General features: G+C 71.8%; 18 protein-coding genes and 1 tRNA gene. 11 read left to right on the top strand and 8 right to left on the bottom strand.

The window, feature by feature from the left end:
• Positions 1-55: 55 nt before the first annotated feature.
• Both ACF1GV_RS00960 and ACF1GV_RS00955 read right to left on the bottom strand, forming a co-directional pair.
• On the bottom strand, positions 56-610 hold the full coding sequence (locus tag ACF1GV_RS00960; RefSeq protein WP_391676702.1) for a hypothetical protein: 555 nt from the start codon (positions 608-610) through the stop codon (positions 56-58).
• Between the two features lie 146 nt (positions 611-756).
• Positions 757-1,284 carry a universal stress protein gene (locus tag ACF1GV_RS00955; protein WP_391676701.1) on the bottom strand — a complete coding sequence of 176 codons (528 nt, stop codon included), beginning with the start codon at positions 1,282-1,284 and terminating at the stop codon, positions 757-759.
• Positions 1,285-1,594: 310 nt separating this feature from the next.
• Between ACF1GV_RS00955 and ACF1GV_RS00950 the strand changes: the two genes are divergently transcribed.
• The 5 genes from ACF1GV_RS00950 to ACF1GV_RS00930 all read left to right on the top strand — a co-directional run bounded on the left by ACF1GV_RS00950 (position 1,595) and on the right by ACF1GV_RS00930 (position 5,405).
• Entirely contained in the window at positions 1,595-1,909 is a 315-nt protein-coding gene (locus tag ACF1GV_RS00950) for a hypothetical protein (RefSeq protein ID WP_391676700.1), read from the top strand.
• Between the two features lie 378 nt (positions 1,910-2,287).
• Complete coding sequence (locus tag ACF1GV_RS00945; RefSeq protein WP_391676698.1) at positions 2,288-3,505, top strand: GlxA family transcriptional regulator; 1,218 nt, start codon at positions 2,288-2,290, stop codon at positions 3,503-3,505.
• 517 nt (positions 3,506-4,022) lie between these two features.
• Positions 4,023-4,631: an oligoribonuclease gene (gene orn / locus ACF1GV_RS00940; protein WP_391676696.1), complete on the top strand. Its 609-nt coding sequence runs from the start codon at positions 4,023-4,025 to the stop codon at positions 4,629-4,631.
• A 110-nt stretch (positions 4,632-4,741) separates the two neighbouring features.
• Positions 4,742-4,814, top strand: a tRNA-His gene (locus ACF1GV_RS00935).
• 21 nt (positions 4,815-4,835) lie between these two features.
• Positions 4,836-5,405 (top strand): GNAT family N-acetyltransferase, encoded by a 570-nt coding sequence (locus ACF1GV_RS00930; protein WP_391678432.1) that lies wholly within the window; start codon positions 4,836-4,838, stop codon positions 5,403-5,405.
• Between the two features lie 43 nt (positions 5,406-5,448).
• Here ACF1GV_RS00930 and ACF1GV_RS00925 read toward each other — a convergent pair whose 3' ends face one another.
• Positions 5,449-6,510 (bottom strand): LacI family DNA-binding transcriptional regulator, encoded by a 1,062-nt coding sequence (locus ACF1GV_RS00925; RefSeq protein ID WP_391676694.1) that lies wholly within the window; start codon positions 6,508-6,510, stop codon positions 5,449-5,451.
• A gap of 321 nt (positions 6,511-6,831) precedes the next feature.
• Between ACF1GV_RS00925 and ACF1GV_RS00920 the strand changes: the two genes are divergently transcribed.
• The 4 genes from ACF1GV_RS00920 (at position 6,832) to ACF1GV_RS00905 (ending at position 11,638) form a co-directional block, all read left to right on the top strand.
• Positions 6,832-8,166, top strand: a complete 1,335-nt coding sequence (locus tag ACF1GV_RS00920) for an ABC transporter substrate-binding protein (protein WP_391676692.1) — start codon at positions 6,832-6,834, stop codon at positions 8,164-8,166.
• Entirely contained in the window at positions 8,163-9,194 is a 1,032-nt protein-coding gene (locus tag ACF1GV_RS00915; RefSeq protein WP_391676691.1) for a carbohydrate ABC transporter permease, read from the top strand. Before ACF1GV_RS00920 ends, ACF1GV_RS00915 begins: the two co-directional genes overlap by 4 nt.
• Complete coding sequence (locus ACF1GV_RS00910) at positions 9,191-10,084, top strand: carbohydrate ABC transporter permease (protein WP_391676689.1); 894 nt, start codon at positions 9,191-9,193, stop codon at positions 10,082-10,084. The genes ACF1GV_RS00915 and ACF1GV_RS00910 overlap by 4 nt, the downstream gene beginning before the upstream one ends.
• Before the next feature lie 117 nt (positions 10,085-10,201).
• Positions 10,202-11,638 (top strand): GH1 family beta-glucosidase, encoded by a 1,437-nt coding sequence (locus tag ACF1GV_RS00905; protein ID WP_391676688.1) that lies wholly within the window; start codon positions 10,202-10,204, stop codon positions 11,636-11,638.
• A gap of 23 nt (positions 11,639-11,661) precedes the next feature.
• Here ACF1GV_RS00905 and ACF1GV_RS00900 read toward each other — a convergent pair whose 3' ends face one another.
• From ACF1GV_RS00900 to ACF1GV_RS00890, 3 genes are all read right to left on the bottom strand, one after another.
• On the bottom strand, positions 11,662-13,128 hold the full coding sequence (locus ACF1GV_RS00900; RefSeq protein ID WP_391676686.1) for a cellulose binding domain-containing protein: 1,467 nt from the start codon (positions 13,126-13,128) through the stop codon (positions 11,662-11,664).
• Positions 13,129-13,311: 183 nt separating this feature from the next.
• Positions 13,312-14,688, bottom strand: a complete 1,377-nt coding sequence (locus ACF1GV_RS00895) for a sensor histidine kinase (protein WP_391676684.1) — start codon at positions 14,686-14,688, stop codon at positions 13,312-13,314.
• Positions 14,685-15,392: a response regulator transcription factor gene (locus ACF1GV_RS00890; RefSeq protein WP_391676682.1), complete on the bottom strand. Its 708-nt coding sequence runs from the start codon at positions 15,390-15,392 to the stop codon at positions 14,685-14,687. Before ACF1GV_RS00890 ends, ACF1GV_RS00895 begins: the two co-directional genes overlap by 4 nt.
• 143 nt (positions 15,393-15,535) lie before the next feature.
• Here ACF1GV_RS00890 and ACF1GV_RS00885 point away from each other — a divergent pair, with 143 nt between their 5' ends.
• Positions 15,536-16,054 carry a hypothetical protein gene (locus ACF1GV_RS00885; RefSeq protein WP_391676681.1) on the top strand — a complete coding sequence of 173 codons (519 nt, stop codon included), beginning with the start codon at positions 15,536-15,538 and terminating at the stop codon, positions 16,052-16,054.
• Positions 16,055-16,101: 47 nt separating this feature from the next.
• Here the strand turns inward: ACF1GV_RS00885 and ACF1GV_RS00880 are convergent, their stop codons facing one another.
• Positions 16,102-16,971 carry a spermidine synthase gene (locus ACF1GV_RS00880; RefSeq protein WP_391676680.1) on the bottom strand — a complete coding sequence of 290 codons (870 nt, stop codon included), beginning with the start codon at positions 16,969-16,971 and terminating at the stop codon, positions 16,102-16,104.
• 106 nt (positions 16,972-17,077) lie between these two features.
• Positions 17,078-17,506 carry a hypothetical protein gene (locus tag ACF1GV_RS00875; protein WP_391676679.1) on the bottom strand — a complete coding sequence of 143 codons (429 nt, stop codon included), beginning with the start codon at positions 17,504-17,506 and terminating at the stop codon, positions 17,078-17,080.
• 307 nt (positions 17,507-17,813) lie between these two features.
• Between ACF1GV_RS00875 and ACF1GV_RS00870 the strand changes: the two genes are divergently transcribed.
• Positions 17,814-19,262 carry a hypothetical protein gene (locus tag ACF1GV_RS00870; RefSeq protein ID WP_391676678.1) on the top strand — a complete coding sequence of 483 codons (1,449 nt, stop codon included), beginning with the start codon at positions 17,814-17,816 and terminating at the stop codon, positions 19,260-19,262.
• Positions 19,263-19,329: the final 67 nt, after the last annotated feature.

Below are 19,329 nucleotides of genomic sequence, written 5' to 3'. Positions count from 1 at the left end.
CCAGGGGGTCCGCTCACAAACGCCGGGGAGCCGCCCACCCCCCAGCCGGCGGCAGCTACCCGGTGGCCGTCACCCCCCGGCCCGCCGCACGCCGAGGAAGCACCGTCGGCCAGTGCGCGGCCGCCGCGGTCGCCGCGTACCAGGCCACCGCACCGGAGGCGACCGCCACCCAGCCGCCGATCTTGGTCAGCGCGGAGCTGTCGGCGAAGGCCGCGACGGCCAGCACCAGCATCGCCAGGAACAGCAGCCCGTGCATGACCTGGCCGAGGGCGTCCCCGCCCGCGACGGTCAGCGTGAGCGCCACCAGGGCGAACAGCAGCAGGAAGAGCCCCGCCGCGTGGGCCGAGCCGTGCCCCGAGACGGCCCAGGTGAACCACAGGGCGCCGAGAGCGACGTACCCCACGCCGGCGGCGCCGTCACGCAGGGCCAGCAGTCCGACGAGGAACAGCGCGACCCCGCCCACGTAGTGGGCCAGTGACACGGCGTCGGATGTCGCCACGCCGTCGATGACACCGGTCGTACCGAGCCCGAACGCCAACAGGGTGACACCCAGGGCGAGTCGGCCGACCACGGCAGTACTGACGCTTCCCGCAGAGACGTCGTTGTCCACGGCGGGCTCCCTTCATGCATGTGCAGTTGTGCGGTGACCGGTATATGCCCTTCACAACCGCACAAACACCTGCAACGCGCGAGTAACTTCACGCACTGCACAGGGAGGTTGACACGCCGTGAGCGGCGCGCAGAGAACCGGAGACGTCAGGGGATGACGATCACGGGCCGCTTCGCCCGCTTGGCGAGGCGTCCGGCGACGGAGCCGAAGATCCGGCCGACGATGCCGTGCGTGGACCCGACGACGATCGCGTCGGCCTCGTACTCCTGCCCGACTTCTTCCAGCTCGTGGCAGATGTCGCCGCCGCGCTCGACCAGGATCCACGGCACCTCGGCGAGGTAGTCCGCGCAGGCCAGTTCCAGACCGAGCACCTCGGTGCGGTGGTCTGGGACGTCGACGAAGACGGGCGGCTCGCAGCCGGCCCACACCGTGGTCGGCAGCCGGTTGGCGACATGGACGATGATCAGCCCCGAACGGGACCGGTTCGCCATACCGATCGCGTACGCCAGCGCACGCTCACTGGACGTCGAGCCGTCGAAGCCGACGACCACGCCGTGCTTGAAAGCGGGATCGCAGGGATGGCGTGCCTCTTCGGCCGCCTGGGGCTCCATCGCCGACGGGTCGGCGACCGGCCGCTTGCGGTCCGCTGGTTCGAAGAATTCGTGACCGGCCATGGCTGTCTCGGCGTTGTGATCCTTTATGGGGGACGACAGTGTGCGGCGGAGCTGTGTCCGGGAAACGTCTTCCCAACCCCATACCCCCAAGGGTACGGCGGCACGCCTCCTTAGCCCAGATCCCGCGCCTGCACAGCGGGGTTCACCGGAGCATGCACGAGTCGGCGCCCGTAACGCAATGGTTGCTGCCCCGTACAGGCGGTTCCGACGAGATCCACTGACGTCGGCCAGACGATCATCCCGCCGCCGTCACAGGGTGACCGACCGGTCGAACAGGCGTTGAACCCGGTGATCGACTCCAGGAGGCGCCATGCCCGCACTGCGTACCGAGGACACCTCGACCGATGTCGTCCGCTGGGCGGCCTTCAGCTGCGTCCTGGTTCCCGTGGTACTGCTCTGGTACGGCACTTCGCTCGGCGGCGCCACCGGCACCGCACTGGGCCTCGCCGCGGTCACCGCCGTCTGCCGGCTGCTGCTGCGCCGCTCCGAGCGCTTCCCGGCCCGGCTGCTGGAGGAACCGCCGCCGTACGGCGGGCGTCACCAGCGCACGGGGAGCGTCGCGCACCGCGGAGGGCGCCACTCCGCGCCCCCGGTGCACACGGAGGCAAACACACCGGTCAGCTGACCGGTTTCCGCGCACGCACCCGTCTCTTTTCAGCCAACTTCTTGATACCGCCCCCGACCGCCCCCGAACACCCGCCACCCCCCGTTCCACCTGCAAGGAAAGGGTCTCAGGACCCTCCCGCACCCTACGTGGATTGGCCACCGCGACGAGGCGCACTTCCCTGCGCCCTCCCCGAGTGCAACGCTTCGTGATCGAATGCTTTACGCCAAGTTGTCATGTCGACAATCCACGGGGTGGCGAACCGGTCACCGCGGCTTGGCGGGACACAGTAGATTCGATCTTGACTGTCTTACGGCGGGGGACTCGTGCAGGACCGAGGGGAAACGTGCAGGAGCGACACAACCGAGGAGCCGCGACCACCGAGGGGGGCTTAGCAGGATGAGCCACGACTCCACTGCCGCGCCGGAAACCGCGGCCCGGAAGCTGTCCGGGCGCCGTCGCAAGGAGATCGTCGCGGTGCTGCTGTTCAGCGGCGGCCCCATTTTCGAGAGTTCGATTCCGCTGTCGGTGTTCGGGGTTGACCGCCAGGACGCCGGCGTTCCGCGCTACCGCTTGCTGGTGTGCTCGGGCGAGGAAGGCCCCCTGCGGACCACAGGAGGCCTGGAACTCTCCGCGCCACACGGGCTGGAGGCGATCTCACGCGCCGGCACGGTCGTCGTACCGGCCTGGCGCTCGATCACCTCGCCGCCACCGGCGGAAGCGCTCGACGCACTGCGCCGGGCGCATGAGGAAGGTGCCCGCATCGTCGGGCTGTGCACCGGCGCCTTCGTACTCGCCGCGGCCGGCCTGCTGGACGGCCGCCCGGCGACGACCCACTGGATGTACGCACCGACGCTGGCCAAGCGCTATCCGTCGGTGCACGTCGATCCGCGAGAGCTCTTCGTCGACGACGGAGACGTCCTCACCTCCGCCGGTACGGCGGCCGGAATCGACCTCTGCCTCCACATCGTGCGCACGGACCACGGCAACGAGGCGGCCGGTGCGCTCGCCCGCCGCCTGGTGGTGCCGCCGCGCCGGTCCGGAGGACAGGAGCGCTACCTCGATCGGTCTTTACCGGAGGAGATCGGCGCCGACCCGCTCGCCGAGGTCGTCGCCTGGGCGCTGGAGCATCTCCACGAGCAGTTCGACGTGGAGACACTGGCCGCGCGCGCGTACATGAGCCGCCGCACGTTCGACCGCCGCTTCCGTTCACTGACCGGAAGCGCACCGCTGCAGTGGCTGATCACGCAGCGGGTGCTCCAGGCCCAGCGGCTGCTGGAGACGTCGGACTACTCGGTGGACGAGGTCGCGGGCCGCTGCGGCTTCCGCTCGCCGGTGGCCTTGCGTGGCCACTTCCGCCGCCAGCTGGGTTCGTCCCCGGCGGCGTACCGTGCCGCGTACCGGGCCAGGCGCCCACAGGCTGAGAAACCGGCCGAGGCCGACCCGACGCAGCAGCCGGCCGCGCTGTCCGGCCCGTCGGCACCGCACCCGCACGCCCCGGCGGCCCTGCACCCGGACACTCCGGTGCCCCTGCAGTCCCGCCGCACCACGGTAGGCGCGCTGAGCTCCGCGACCCCGGCACCGCTGAGCCTGCCGAGCCAACGCAGCGGCTCCTGACCAGAAAGGGGCTCGTGGGGACGGCTGTCCCCATGGGCCCCTTTCGCGTTCACCGGCGCGACTGCCCGCAGCTGTGCGCGCACGCGCGGCGCCCGACGGGCAGCGACGACGGCCGGCACCCGCCCACGGCGGGAAGGGACGGGGTGGGGGGTGTCCGCCCGCACGGCCGGCACCGGGCAGGGGCGCCCCGTCGGAAACGGGCGGCCGGACCGAGGACGGACACCCCCCACCCCGGCCCCGACCCACAACGAACCGAAGGCGCTACCGCAACCGGCCACCGGACGGCAACGGGCCGCCGCAGGCATCAAAGGGGCGCGGGGAACGGCGCGACCAGCCACAACGCAACCCGCGCAGGCCGCCGCAGGCAACCGCGACCAGCCACAACGAACGCCGCAGACAAAAACCGGCCCAGGCGCCGCAGGCACCCGCGACCAGCCACAACGAAACCCGCACCCGAACAACAGCCGAAGCGCCACCCGCACCCGCCCGCACCCTCCACCCCCGTAAGGTGAGACACATGAACGATCGCATGGTGTGGATCGACTGCGAGATGACCGGCCTCTCGCTGTCCGACGACGCGCTCATCGAGGTGGCCGCCCTCGTCACCGACTCCGAGCTCAACGTGCTCGGCGAAGGCGTGGACATCGTCATCCGGCCGCCGGACCAGGCGCTGGAGACGATGCCGGAGGTGGTGCGTCAGATGCACACCGCGTCCGGGCTGCTCGCGGAGCTCCCGAACGGCACGACCCTGAAGGACGCCGAGGAACAGGTCCTGGCGTACGTGAAGGAGTACGTGAAGGAACCCGGCAAGGCTCCCCTCTGCGGCAACTCCGTCGGCACCGACCGCGGCTTCCTGCTCCGCGACATGCCCACGCTGGAGGACTACCTCCACTACCGCATCGTCGACGTGTCCTCCATCAAGGAGCTGGCCCGCCGCTGGTACCCGAGGGCCTACTTCAACAGCCCGGAGAAGAACGGCAACCACCGCGCCCTCGCTGACATCCGCGAATCCATCGCGGAGCTCCGCTACTACCGCGAGGCGATCTTCGTCCCCCAGCCCGGCCCGGACTCCGACACCGCCAAGACGATCGCGGCCAAGCACGTCCTCCCAGCTCAGCCGCACTGACCGGGCCCCCGAAGGGGGCGCCGCCGAAAGCGGGCGCGAGCACCCCTTCGGACCCTGTACACTTTTTCTCGGCCGGTCAGGGAGACGGAAGAATCCCAGCGCCGGTCATGGTGGGTGTAGCTCAGCTGGTAGAGCACCTGGTTGTGGTCCAGGATGCCGCGGGTTCGAGTCCCGTCACTCACCCTGTGTGATCAGCCGGTGACCTTGTCTCAAGGTCACCGGCTGATTGCGTTCATCGACTCTCCCCGGGGGCCCACCCTGTACGCCGAGCCGCTGCGCACCGACCGCCTGGACGTCGTACCTCTGCGGGCCGAGCACGCCCCCGAGATGGCCGAGGTCCTCGCCGACCCCGCCCTGCACACCTTCATCGGCGGCTCCCCCGCCACACCGCAGGCACTGCGCACCCGCTACGAACATCTCGTCGCCGGCTCCCCCGACCCGACCGTCACCTGGTGCAACTGGGTCCTGCGCCTGCGCGAACACCACCCGCAGGACAGCCGTCTCATCGGCACCGTCCAGGCGACGATCACCCCCGGCGCCGCCGAGGCCGAGATCGCCTGGGTCATCGGCTCGCCCTGGCAGGGCCACGGCTACGCCGCCGAGGCAGCCCACGAGCTGGTGACCTGGCTGACAACCCGGCAGCCGCCGATCCGCACGATCATGGCCCACATCCACCCGGACCACCACGCCTCCGCCGCCGTGGCCCGAGCGGCGGGCCTGCACCCCACCGACGAACACCACGACGGCGAGCTCCGCTGGCGCCTCACCCGCTGACGGGGCTCAAGACGACGCCCGCGGCCACCGACCCCGCCGCCCCTCAAGACGACGCCCGCACCACCAGCTCCGCCGCCAGCACCACCTGCCGCCGCACGGCGTCCAGGTCCCGCGAAACCGCCGGCCGGCGATCCGCGATCTCGGTGAGCAGCAGATCGATCATCCGCCGCCCCATCTCCTGGATCGGCTGCCGCACACTCGTCAGCGGCGGCTCCATGTGCCGGGCGATCGCGGAGTCGTCGTACCCCACCAGCGCCACGTCCTCAGGGATGCGCCGCCCCGCCTCCCGCAGCACCTGTCGCGCCCCGGCCGCCGTGACGTCCGAGCCGGCGAACACCGCGTCCAGCTCCGGGCACCGCGCAAGCAGCCGGGTCATCGCCCGCCGGCCGCCCTCCTCGGTGAAGTCGCCGGGCTCGATGAGCGTGTCGTCCACGCCCCGCCCCGCGTCCCGCAGCGCCTCCCGGTAGCCGTCGACGCGCCGCTGGGCGCCGTAGACATCGAGGCGGCCCGTGATGTGGGCGATGCGCGAGCGGCCGCGCGCGAGCAGGTGCTCCACCGCCTGCCGGGCCCCGCCGTAGTTGTCCGAGTCCACCGACGGCAGCACCTCCCCCGCCGAGCGCGGACCGCTGATCACCGCGGGGATCTCCAGCTGGGCCAGCAGGTCCGGCAGCGGGTCGTCGGCGTGCACGGAGACCAGCAGGACGCCGTCCACCCGGTGCGCTGCCAGGTACTCGGCGAGCCGCTGCCGTTCGCGGTCGTTGCCCGCGAAGATCAGCAGCAGCTGCATCTCGGTGTCGGTCAGCTCCGCGCCGACGCCCCGCAGCATGTCCGAGAAGTACGGCTCGGCGAAGAACCGGGTCTCCGGCTCGGGCACGACCAGGGCGACCGCGTCGGTGCGGTTGGCGGCCAGGGCGCGTGCCGCGGTGTTCGGGACGTAGCCGAGTTCGGCGACGGCGGCCTCGACGGCGGCGCGGGTGGCGTCACTGACCCGGGGCGATCCATTGATCACCCGGGACACCGTGCCCCGGCCGACACCGGCGCGCGCGGCGACTTCCTCGAGGGTGGGCCGGCCCCCGCTCCGTCCCCGCACTCCGTGGCCTGCCATGGGCTCCGCCTCCCGCCGTCGTCGTCCCGCTGGCCTGGAATCTAACAGCCCCGCCACGCGAGGTGACCGCCCCGTGACGCCGGCACCGGAATCCTCAACTCCAGTTAACAGCCCGATAACTGAACGCATCTGACCGCGTCCGCTCCCTTGACACCCCCGCACGAACCCACGACTCTTCAACACATCACCTGTGGGAGCGCTCCCACAGTACCTGACACATACATGTCCCGCACGTTCCCCGCCCGAGCCGCAGCTAGCACGAACGGGCCCAACCACTGCAGTTGGCCGGGGGGTCGGCACGTCAGGCAACAGGAGGACGCAATGCGTACGAGTACCCGCCGGTCCCACCGGCTGACGGCACTGACAGCCGTCGCCGTACTGGCCACGGGACTGCTGGCAGGCTGCGCCAGTGACGACGGCTCGTCGAGTGCCGACAACGGCAGCGGCGGCGGAGGGGGGAGCTCCAAGGGCAAGGTGACGCTGTCCGTCGGCACCTTCGGGGTCTTCGGTTACAAGCAGGCCGGACTGTACGACGAGTACATGAAGCTGCACCCGGACATCGTCGTCAAGGAGAACGTCACCACCAAGACCGACGTCTACTGGCCGAAGGTGCTCACCCGCCTGCAGGCCGGCTCCGGCACCGACGACATCCAGGCCATCGAGATCGGCAATGTCACCGAGGCCGTCCAGACCCAGGGCGACAAGTTCGTCGACCTCGGCAAGGAGGTCGACAAGTCGCAGTGGCTGGACTGGAAGAACGCCCAGGCCACCACCAAGGACGGCAAGCTCATCGGGCTCGGCACCGACATCGGCCCGATGGCGGTCTGCTACCGCAAGGACCTCTTCCAGAAGGCCGGCATCGAGAGCGACCGCACCAAGCTCGCCGCGCTGTGGAAGGGCGACTGGAACAAGTACGTCGACCTCGGCAAGCAGTACATGAAGAAGGCCCCGAGCGGCACCAAGTACGTCGACTCCGCCTCCTCCGTGTACAACGCGGTCCTCGGCGGCGAGACCGAGCGCAACTACGACAAGGACGGCAACGTCGTCTACGACAAGTCCGCGGGCGTGAAGAAGGCCTGGGACGCGGCCATGGGCGTGGCGACCAGCGACATGTCGGCCAAGCTGAAGCAGTTCGACAAGTCCTGGGACCAGGCCTTCGCCAACGGCACCTTCGCCACCGTCGCCTGCCCGGCGTGGATGATCGGCTACATCCAGGAGAAGTCCGGCCCGGCCGGCAGCGGCAAGTGGGACATCGCGGCGGCCCCGACCGCGGCCAACTGGGGCGGGTCCTTCATCGGCGTGCCGAAGGCGAGCAAGCACCAGAAGGAGGCCATCGAGCTGGCGAAGTGGCTGACCGCGCCCGAGCAGGAGGCGAAGGTCTTCGCCAAGCAGGCGAGCTTCCCGTCCGTCCCGGCGGCGTACGCGAGCCTGAAGCCGCAGCCCGACACCCAGGCGTACTTCTCGGGCGCCCCGCTGACGCAGATCTTCTCCGACGCGGCCAAGACCATCCCGGCGCAGCCGCTCGGCCCGAAGGACAAGCCGATCGACACCGCGATCTGTGACATCGGCATCGTCCAGGTCGAGCAGAAGGGCAAGTCGCCCGAGCAGGGCTGGGACGCGGCCACCAAGGAGATCAAGGACGTGCTCGGCCAGTGACCAGCTCCAAGCAGGCTCTCGCGCATCCCGCGTCGAGCGCCGAGGCCGCGCCCGGCTCCCAGCCGGGCGCGGCCCGGGGCGCTCACGGTCGCGGTACGCCGCCGGCGGACAGGGGCTCCTGGCGCAGCCGGATGTACCGCTGGGACATGAAGGCGTCGCCGTACGCGTTCATCTCCCCGTTCTTCGTGATCTTCGGCGCCTTCTCGCTCGTACCGCTGCTGTACACCGCCTGGTACTCGCTGCACCATGTGCAGCTGTCCAACCTGGACGGGCAGAGCTGGGCGGGGCTGGAGAACTACAAGTCGCTGCTGTCCTCGGAGTTCTTCTGGAACGCCCTGGAGAACACCTTCACCATCGGCCTGATCTCCACCGTGCCGCAGCTGGCGGCCGCGATCTGGCTGGCGCATCTGCTGAACTTCAAGCTGCGCGGCTCGACCGTGTGGCGGGTGGTGATGCTGACCCCGTACGCCACGTCGGTGGCGGCGGCGACGCTGGTGTTCGCGCTGCTGTTCTCGCCGGAGAAGAACGGCATCGTCAACTGGGCCCTCGATCTGCTCGGCCTCGACCCGGTCAACTGGCACGAGTCCGACTGGGGTTCGCAGCTCGCCGTGTCGTCGATCGTGATCTGGCGGTGGACCGGCTACAACGCGCTGATCTATCTGGCGGCGATGCAGGCGATCCCGGCCGACCTGTACGAGTCGGCGGCGATCGACGGCGCGAACCGCTGGCAGCAGTTCTGGAACGTGACGATCCCGATGCTGCGGCCGACGATCCTGTTCACCGTCGTCGTCTCCACGATCGGCGCGACCCAGCTGTTCGGCGAGCCGCTGCTGTTCGGCGGCGTGAGCGGCTCCAAGGGCGGCTCGGAGCACCAGTTCCAGACCCTCGGCCTGTACATGTACGACCAGGGCTTCATCATCGGCAATCTCGGCAAGGCGTCCGCGATCGCCTGGACGATGCTGCTGATCCTGCTGCTCGTCGCCGCGCTCAACCTGCTGGTCTCCCGACGGCTGAGGAAGGCCCAATGACCACCAGTGAACTGACCCTGCCCCCGACGGCTGCCGCGCCGCAGGGCCGGCGCCGGGTGATGGGCGCGGGCAAGCAGCTGCACGCCGGGCCGGTCACCTATGTCGTGCTGGTCGTGTTCGCGCTCGTCTCGCTGGCCCCGCTGGTGTGGACGGCGATCGCGGCCTCGCGCACCAACACGCGTCTGGCGCAGACCCCGCCGCCGTTGTGGTTCGGCGGCAATCTGTTCAAGAATCTGGAGACCGCCTGGGACCAGGCCGGTATGGGCACCGCGATGGTCAACACCACGTTCGTCGCGGGCACGATCACCGTGGGCACGGTGCTGTTCTCCACGCTGGCCGGGTTCGCCTTCGCCAAGCTGCGGTTCCGGTTCTCCACCGCGCTGCTGCTGATCACCATCGGCACGATGATGGTCCCGCCGCAGCTGGCCGTCGTACCGCTGTATCTGTGGATGACGGACCTGCACTGGGCGAACCATCTGCAGACGGTCATCCTGCCGACCCTGGTGAGCGCCTTCGGCACGTTCTTCATGCGGCAGTACCTGGTGCAGGCGCTGCCGACCGAGCTGATCGAGGCGGCACGGGTGGACGGCGCGAGCAGCCTGAGAGTCGTGTGGCACGTGGTCTTCCCGGCGGCGCGGCCGGCGATGGCGGTGCTGGGGCTGCTGACGTTCGTGATGGCCTGGAACGACTTCCTGTGGCCGATCATCGCCCTGAACGGCGAGAACCCGACCGTCCAGGTGGCCCTGAACCAGCTCGGCACCGGCTACATCCCCGACGACTCGGTGATCATGGCGGGCGCGCTGCTCGGCACGCTGCCGCTGCTGCTGGCGTTCCTGCTGTTCGGCAAGCAGATCGTCGGCGGCATCATGCAGGGCGCGGTCAAGGGCTGACCGCCGAAAAGATTCCTGCGGGGCCGGGTCAGCGCCGCCTCGGCCCCCACCTCTCTTGTCCACCTGTCGGTCTTCACGACCACGAAGGTCTCCACGACCACCAATGGGAGCGCTTCCATGACTGAGTCCGTGACCCCGGGGAACCCGGTGACGTTTCCTCCCGCCTTTCTCTGGGGCGCCGCGACCTCCGCTTACCAGATCGAAGGGGCGGTGCGGGAGGACGGCCGCACCCCCTCGATCTGGGACACCTTCAGCCATACGCCCGGCAAGACGGCCGGCGGCGAGACCGGTGACATCGCGGTCGACCACTACCACCGCTTCCGCGAGGACGTGGCGCTCATGGCCGAACTGGGCCTGAACGCCTACCGCTTCTCGGTCTCCTGGCCCCGGGTGCAGCCCACCGGCCGCGGCCCGGCCGTCCAGCGCGGCCTGGACTTCTACCGCCGGCTGGTCGACGAGCTGCTCGCCCACGGCATCAAGCCGGCCGTCACCCTCTACCACTGGGACCTGCCGCAGGAGCTGGAGGACGCGGGCGGCTGGCCGGAGCGGGACACCGCCCACCGGTTCGCCGAGTACGCGCAGCTCGTCGGCGAGGCGCTCGGCGACCGGGTGGAGCAGTGGATCACCCTCAACGAGCCCTGGTGCAGCGCCTTCCTCGGGTACGGCTCCGGCGTGCACGCCCCCGGCCGCACCGACCCGGTGGCCTCCCTCAGGGCGGCGCACCATCTGAACCTGGCGCACGGGCTCGGCACTTCGGCGCTGCGCTCGGTGATGCCGGCCCGCAACCAGGTGGCGATCAGCCTCAACTCCTCGGTGGTGCGCCCGCTGTCGCAGACCCCGCGGGATCTCGCGGCCGCCCGCCGCATCGACGACCTGGCCAACGGCGTCTTCCACGGCCCGATCCTGCACGGGGCGTACCCGCGCACCCTGCTGGAGGCCACCTCCTCGCTCACCGACTGGTCCTTCGTCCAGGCGGGCGACCTGGAGCTGATCCGCCAGCCGCTGGACGCGCTCGGCCTGAACTACTACACCCCGGCGCTGGTCTCGGCCGCCGACCCGGACGCGCCGCCCGTGCGCGCCGACGGCCACGGCGAGAGCGAGCACTCACCCTGGCCGGCCGCCGACGACGTGGCCTTCCACCAGACGCCGGGTGAACGCACCGAGATGGGCTGGTCCATCGACCCGACCGGCCTGCACGAGCTGATCATGCGCTATTCGCGGGAGGCGCCCGGGCTGCCGCTGTACATCACGGAGAACGGCGCCGCCTACGACGACAAGCCCGATGCCGACGGCCAGGTGCACGACCCGGAGCGCATCGCCTACCTGCACGGCCATCTGTCGGCGGTGCGCCGCGCCCTCACCGACGGCGCCGATGTGCGCGGCTACTACCTGTGGTCCCTGATGGACAACTTCGAGTGGGCATACGGCTACGGCAAGCGCTTCGGCGCGGTCTACGTCGACTACGTCACGCTGGATCGGACCCCGAAGTCCAGCGCCCACTGGTACGGCCGGGCGGCCCGCACCGGGTCACTGCCGCCGGTGGAGGCCGCCTAGCGAGTGGGCGCTTGCCAGGGTGCTCAGTTGTAGGCCGCGAACGCCTTGGAGAAGGCGAAGTTCTCCTGGGCGATCGAGCTGCACGTGGCGTCGGCGGAGGGCTTCGGGCCGCCGGCGCAGGCCTTGTCGCGGGTGGCCGACCACATCGACAGCCAGCCCAGGCCCTTGGACTTGGCGAAGTTCACCAGCTGGGTGGCGTCGTCGACCTTGAAGACCTCGGAGGAGACGTCGTTGACGCCGATCATCGGGGTCACGGCGACCGCCTTCCAGGCCGCGCTGTCGGACAGCCCGAGGACACCCTTGACCTGGGCCTGGGTGGCAGTGGCGGCCTGCTCGGCGTAGGTGCCCATGTCGCCGTTGTAGGAGGCGCCGTAGTCCATCGCCATGATGTTGACGGCGGAGATCTTCACACCGCCCGCCTTGGCATTGGAGAGCAGGTTCACGCCGTCCTGGGTGAGGCCCTCGGGCATGACCGGGAGGGTGAAGGAGACGTCCAGGCCGGGGTGGCTCTGCTGGAGCTTGGCGATGGCCTGGGCGCGGCGGGTGTTGGCGGCCGTGTTCGGCAGCGCGCCGCCCTCGATGTCGAAGTCGACCTTGGTGAGCTTGAAGGCGTCGACGGCCTTGCCGTAGGCGGCCGCGAGGGCGTCGGCCGACGAGCAGGAGGTGGCCAGTTCGGTGCCGGAGGCGCCACCGAAGGAGACGCGGACGTCGCCGCCCTTGGCGCGCAGGGCGCCGATCTGGCCGGCGACGGCGTCGGCGGTGAGGTCGGTGACGCCGCCCCACTTGGGAGTGCAGCCGCCGCCGTCGGTGACGAAGGCGAGGTGGTAGTTCTTCACGCCGGTCGCGTCCGCGCTCGCGAGCAGGTCGAACGCCGGGTAGAGGGAGGTGTCGACGTAGGGGGCGAAGCCGGCGGACGCCTTGGTCCCGGTACCGCTGCTGGGGGACGGGGAGGCGGTGGGCGTCTGGGTGGGCTCGGCGGTCTGCGTGGGCTTGGCGGTGGGGGTCGCGGTCGGCGTGGGGGTCTGCGGCTGGGTGGGGCGGCCGCTGGGCTCCGGGGTGGCACCGCCGTCGGGGGAACACGCGGCCTGGTCGATGCTGCAGCCCGACGGATCGCCGGTGCCGTCGACGACGAAGCCGACGGTGGCCGACTCGCCCGCCTTCAGGCCGTCGGCGTCCCACTTCGGCGGCCTCACGGTGACGTGCTGCCCGCTGACGCTCGATTCGCCGTTCCACAGGGAGCTGAGCTTGGCGCCGGCCGGCAGGTCGAACTCGAGCGTCCAGGTCTTCTCCGCCTGGCCGCTGTTGTTGGTGACGACGTACTGTGCGGTGTAACCGGTCGACCAACTGCTGGTCTTCGTGTACGCGGCGTTCACCCCGGCCGCGTTCGCGGTGCCGGTGAGCAGGACCGCGCCGCCACCGGCCACGGCCGCGGCCACCAGGCCGCCTATCGCCTTGTTCCTGCCACTGATCCTGCGCCGGTGCGTGCTCATGCGTGCCTGCCTTCGCTGTTCACGGGGGTGTGGTGCGGCAGCACGCTAGCGAGCCCGAACAGGACAAATGCCCTGTTGCAGACGGTGGTTGGGGTTCTTAGGCCGCGCTTAAGGAAGGGATCGGGACCGGTTAAAGGTAGAGACCAATTCGAGCGACCGATGCGAGAGCCGATGCGGCGGCCGTCACCTTGTGAGGAGGCGACGGCGCCGCCGTACGCTCCCGCGGTGACCGCGCCCCGCGGGGGTGCGGCGGCGGCCGTCCAGCTGGATCCAGATCCGCACCTCCGCGCCGCCCAGCACCGAGGAGCCGACGCGCACATCACCGCCGGTGGACTCCGCGAGCCGGCGCACGATGTCCAGGCCGAGACCGGTCGAACCGTCGCTGCCCGAGCCCTGACCGCGGGCCATCGCCGCCTCCGGGTCGGGTATGCCGGGGCCGGCGTCGGAGACGAGCACGATCACCGCGTCCTCGCCGTTGTGCACGTCGACCGCGAAGGCCGTGCCCTGCGGCGTGTGCCGGAAGACGTTGCCGAGCAGCGCGTCCAGCGCGGCCACGAGGTCGGCGCGGGCCACGGGGATGCGCACCGGGCGCTCCGCACCGGCCACCCGCCACTTGCGGCCCTCGTCCTCGGCGAGCGCCGACCAGAACTCCATGCGCTCGCGGACCACTTCGGCCGCGTCACAGCCGGCGCCGGGCCCGGCGGCCGCGGTCTGCGGCTTGGCCTCCCGCGCCGTGCGGATGATGGTGTCGACCTCGCGCTCCAACTGCGCCACGGCGGCCCGGGTCTGGTCGGCGGCGGGCGTGTCACCGAGCGAGGCGGCGTTCAGACGCAGCACGGTCAGCGGGGTGCGCAGCCGGTGGGACAGGTCGGCGGCCAGCTCCCGCTCGTTGGCGAGGAGGTGGACGACCTGGTCGGCCATGGCGTTGAAGGCGACCGCCGCAAGCCGCAGTTCGGTCGGCCCCTCCTCCGGTACCCGGGCGCCGAGCTTGCCCTCGCCCAGTTCGTGCGCGCCCTCGACCAGCCGCTGCGCCGGGCGGACCATCCGGACGCCCAGCCGGTCGGCGACCGCGACGGAGCCCACGACCAGCGCCGCGCCGACCCCGGCGAGCACCGCCCAGGCCGTACCGACGCCGTTGCTGACCTCGGACTCGGGGACGTACACCTCGACGACGACGGTGCCCAGGCTGAGCGCCACGGGCTGGAGCAGCACGGAACCGCCGGGCACCTCCGCGGTGGAGGCGCGGCCCATTCTGCGTACCGCTTCTATGTCCCCGGTGGTGGCGCGGCGGCGGCCGAGGTCGAGGACGGGTGTGCCGTCGCCGGCCGGCAGGTGGACCGCCATGCCGTCACCGGCGCCGGCCGAGGCGACGACCCGCTCCAGTTGCTCGCGGTCGGTGGTGATGGACAGCGCGGGCACCACGACGGCCGCCTGCCGTTCGGCGTTGGAGAAGGCGCGGTCGCGGGCCATCTCCTTGATGACGAGTCCGAGCGGCACGGCGAAGGCGATCACGACCATCGTGGTGACCGCGAGGCAGACCCGTACCAGTGCCCACCTCATCGCGGTGGCTCCGCTTCCTGTGGCGGTTCCAGCTTCACGCCGACCCCGCGCAGGGTGTGCAGATAGCGCGGGTTGGCGGCGGTCTCGCCCAGCTTGCGGCGCAGCCAGGACAGATGGACGTCGATGGTCTGGTCGTCGCCGTAGGACTGCTGCCACACCTCGGCGAGCAGTTCGCGGCGGGGGACGACCACGCCGGGACGGCCGGCGAGGAAGGCGAGCAGGTCGAACTCGCGGCGGGTCAGGTCCAGCCGCGCGCCGTCCAGTTCGGCCTGGCGGCGCAGCGGGTCGACGGTGAGGCCGCCGACCCGGATGACGGTGGAGGGCGGGGCGTCGGCGGAGCCGCCGCGGGCACGGCGCAGTACGGCGGCCATGCGCGCCGACAGGTGTTCCGGGGAGAACGGCTTGGTCAGGTAGTCGTCCGCGCCGGCGTTCAGCAGCCGTACGATCTCCGCCTCGTCGTCCCGGGCGGTGGCGATGATCACCGGTACGTCGGTGATGCCGCGCAGCATCTTCAGCGCCTCGGAGCCGTCCAGGTCGGGCAGTCCGAGGTCCAGGATGACGACGTCGAAACGGAAATGGGCGACCTCGCGCAGCGCCTCCAGCGCCGTGCCGACACTGCGCACCGTGTGGGTGGCGTCGGTCAGATGCCGGATGAGCGCCGAGCGTACGAACTGGTCGTCCTCGACCACGAGCACACTTGCCATGCGCCGCACCGTACGCCATGCGCGGGACGCCGGTGGGAGGCTGTGGACAACTCCGATGCTGTGGAAAACGGGCGGCGTCGCGGGGGCCGGGCGCGGTCGGTTCGTGCGACACGTGGGCGACCGGTGAGGCAGTATGGCCCGCGATGCGCAGAGGACTCGTACACGTACTCGCGTGGTCGCTCGCCACGAGCGCGGCGGTCACGCTGTCGTGGTGGGGCGTGCACACGGTGATGGCGGGCACCGCGTACGACCCGCCGCGCGCCCTGCCGGTCACGGCGGTGCAGGCGACGACGCAGGGGGCGGGGCGCGCTTCGTCCACGGCCCGGTCCGCACCGCCGTCCCGTACGCCACCGTCCTCACCGTCGCCGTCGCCGAGCCGCCGCGCGACCGCCTCCGCCCGCCCGCCGTCCGCCTCCCCGAGCCCGTCCGCCACCGTCTCGGGCCGGATCAAGAGCTACGACTCGAAGGGCGGCCGCGTGGTGTTCGACATCGGCCCGTCCAGCGCGTCGCTGGTGTCGGCCGCCCCCAACCCGGGCTGGTCGATGCAGTGGTGGAAGACCGAGTCGTGGATCCGGGTCGAGTTCGCCTCGGGTGCGGACCGGGTGTCGGTGTTCTGCACATGGCACGACGGACCGCCGCGCGTGGACGTCGGCACGTACTGACAGCGGGGCCCAGGCCCGCGACGCGGGGACGACCCGAACGACAGGGCCTAACGGAACACCGACGGCGGTGGGGCGGGGGATGCGACGGCGGCCGCGTCCGTGACGGGGGCGGCGCCGCCGGTGAAGTCGCGCAGCGCCTTGCCGTGCTCGACGCGGCCGGGGTGCGGGTCGGAGGCCGCGCGGCGGGTCAGTTCGGCGACGGGCAGAGGACGGTCGCAGGCCACGAGCACCGCGTTGCCGAAGCGCTTGCCGCGCAGCACCGCCGGATCGGCGACCAGCGCGAGCTCGGCGAACCGCGCGGCGGCACTGGCGATCTGACCGCGCAGGTGCGCCAGCGGCGGGCCGTCGGCGATGTTCGCGGCGTACACACCGCCCGGCTTGAGTGCCCGGCGGACCTCGTCCAGGAACTCGGTGGAGGTCAGGTGGGCGGGGGTGCGGGCGCCGCTGAAGACGTCGGCGACGAGCAGGTCCGCCCAGCCGTCCGGGACCTTGCCGAGGCCCTCGCGGGCGTCGGCGGAGCGGACCCGGATCCGGGCGGCGGGGTCCAGCGGCAGCTCCCGGCGCACCAGCTGAACCAGGGCCGCATCCCGCTCGACGACCTGCTGGGTGGAGCGGGGGCGGGTCGCGGCGACATAGCGGGCCAGGGTGAGGGCGCCGCCGCCGAGGTGCACGGCGTGGACCGGTTTGCCGGCCGGGGCGGCGAGGTCGATGACGTGGCCGAGGCGGCGCTGGTACTCGAAGGAGAGGTACGCCGGGTCGTCCAGGTCGACGTGCGACTGCGGTGCGCTGTCCACCAGCAGCGTCCAGGCCCGCGCCCGGTCCGGGTCGGGGACCAGCTCCGCGAGCCCGCCGTCGACCTGCTCCACGACGGCATCGGCGGCGGCCTGCCGGCGACGGGGGTTTCTGGACTTGCCCATCCGGCCATTATCCGGGGTCGCGGGGTGCGGGGCGCGCGCGTGGAGTGACGGGGCGCTCGGGAGGGGGCGGGGGGCAGGCGCAGGGGGAAGGGGATGTGCCGGCAGGTCAGCGGCAGCTGTCCGCCGCCTCGATCAGGCGGGCCGCCTCACCCAGGGCGCGGCGCAGGACCGCCGGGTCGGTCGCCCGGTCGGCGTCGCCGGGCGGGAGCAGCCAGGCGGAGCCCTCCACCGGCGGCTCCGGCGCCAGGCGCAGCCCGCGGCCGTCGGTCTCGGTGCAGGTGCTGCCCGGGAGGTCCCAGCCGGCGGCCGTGCCGGGCGGGACGAGGAAGGCGAGGGTGCCGCAGCCGACGTCGTGCAGGACGGGGCCGACCGCGTCCGAGGCGCCGCGGCGCAGGATGTCGACGGCCTCCAGGCCCTGGCGGGTCGGCACGGTGACGAGGTCGCAGGCGCTCCCCGCACCGGTGTCCGGTCTGTGCGCGTGCACCACCGGCGAACCCGGTGCCGTACACGGTGCGATGCTCCGGCTGGTCTCCATCCCGGCCTCCATCACGCAATTCCTGGGCGCCTGTCGCGGACCGCACCGGCCGGTCACGTGTGGCCTGTTGCGGTCCACCGCGTTCAACGCGCGGTCGTGTCAACGGGTACGGCGAAAGTCCGCCGCAAAGGATGGCAGTTCATGGCAGATCGGGGGTGGGACATCCGGTTTGCAGCTAAACACTGCGTGGCGGGACGACCACAGAAGGTACGTTCTTGCCGCCGGAGAACAGGGTGATCACCCCGACATTGGGGCAACTCACCCCGGCTCCGGCATGGTTCGACGGTTCGCACGAGAGGACCCGGCCATGGCGTCGTCAACGGTGAACGCTGCCCCAGCGTCCCAGCCCAACCGGCCACCGCGGCCCAACCTCGTCTTCCGGCAGCTGCGCGGAGCGCGCTCACCGGCCGAGTTCGCCGCGCTGGTCCGGCGCGCGGCCCGGGAGATCGGTGAGCGGGTGAGCTGTGACGCGCGCTACATCGGCCGGGTCGAGGCGGGCGAGATCCGCTGTCCCAACTACGCCTACGAGCGGGTGTTCCTGCACATGTTCCCGGGCCGCACGCTCGTGGACCTGGGCTTCGCACCCCGGTCGGCGGTACGCGGGCGGGCGGCGCGCGTGCCGGTCGCCGGTGGCGCTGAACCGGGGGCGGGCGTCGAACCGTATGAGCCGCAGGACCCGTATGACACGCACCACCACGACCATGAGGAGAGCGACGTGCTGCGTCGCGCATTCATCAGCGGCGGAGGCGCCACGGTCGCCGCCGCCTCGCTGGGCCCCATCGGGCTCGCCCCGGACGCCGTGGCGTCCGGGCGCGCCGCGGGCCTTGCTCGCCTCGCCCGTCCCGTGCGCCGTGCCGGCGCGAGTGAGGCGAGCGCCCTGGAAGAGGCCGTCCGCAGGATCCGGGTGCTGGACGACCGGCACGGCGCCGACGGCCTGTACCGGCGGGCGGCCGCCCCGCTGCGCGCCGCGTACGCGCTGCTGGACGCCGGTGCGACCCGGCAGGTGACCGCCGACCGGCTGCACGCGGGCGCGGGTGAGCTGGCCATCTCGGTGGGGTGGCTGGCACACGACTCGGGGCGCTTCGAGGACGCGCGTTCGCACTACGCCGAGGCGCTGGCCACCGCGCGGATGACCGGGGACGCGGGGCTGGAGGCGCACGCGTTCTGCAACATGGCGTTTCTCGCGCGGGACGCCGGGCGCCCGCGGGAGGCGGTGCGGGCGGCGCAGGCCGCGCAACGGGTCGCCCGGCCGCTGGGGTCGGCACGGCTGATGTCGCTGCTGGCGCTGCGGGAGGCCGGCGGCTGGGCGGGGCTCGCGGACCGGTTCGGGTGCGAGCAGGCGCTCGGGCGGGCGCAGGCGCTGTTCGAACGGGGGCCGTCGGAGGTGGACCCGGAGTGGATGAGCTTCTACGGCGAGGCCGAGCTGGCCGGCCTGGAGGCGCAGTGCTGGTCCACGCTCGGGGACTGGGAGCGGGCGGCGCGGCAGGCGCGGCGGGCGGCGCGGTTGCAGGACCCGCACTTCACGCGGAACACGGCGCTGTACACGGCGGAGCTGGCGGACGATCTGGCGCGTGGCGGGCGGCCCGATGAGGCGGCCGCGGCGGGGTTGACGGTGCTGGGGCTGCTGGATCAGGTGCAGTCGTCACGGGTGCAGAGCATGGTGGCGGGGACGGCGCGGGTGCTGTTGCCTCACCGTCGGGCTTCGGGGGTGGCGGCGTTTTTGGAACGGCATGCGAGTTTGCCGCGCATGCCTTGACGGAGGGTGCCGTGCCTGCGGCGCCGGGTCGTCGTTCGTCCGCGGGTTTCGTTGTGGCCGGCCGCGC

It is taken from the genome of Streptomyces sp. NPDC014006, from assembly GCF_043088925.1.
Lineage (GTDB): Bacteria > Actinomycetota > Actinomycetes > Streptomycetales > Streptomycetaceae > Streptomyces.
The sequence above is the reverse complement of the archived record's forward strand: the minus strand, read 5'-3'. Positions and strand labels throughout refer to the sequence as shown.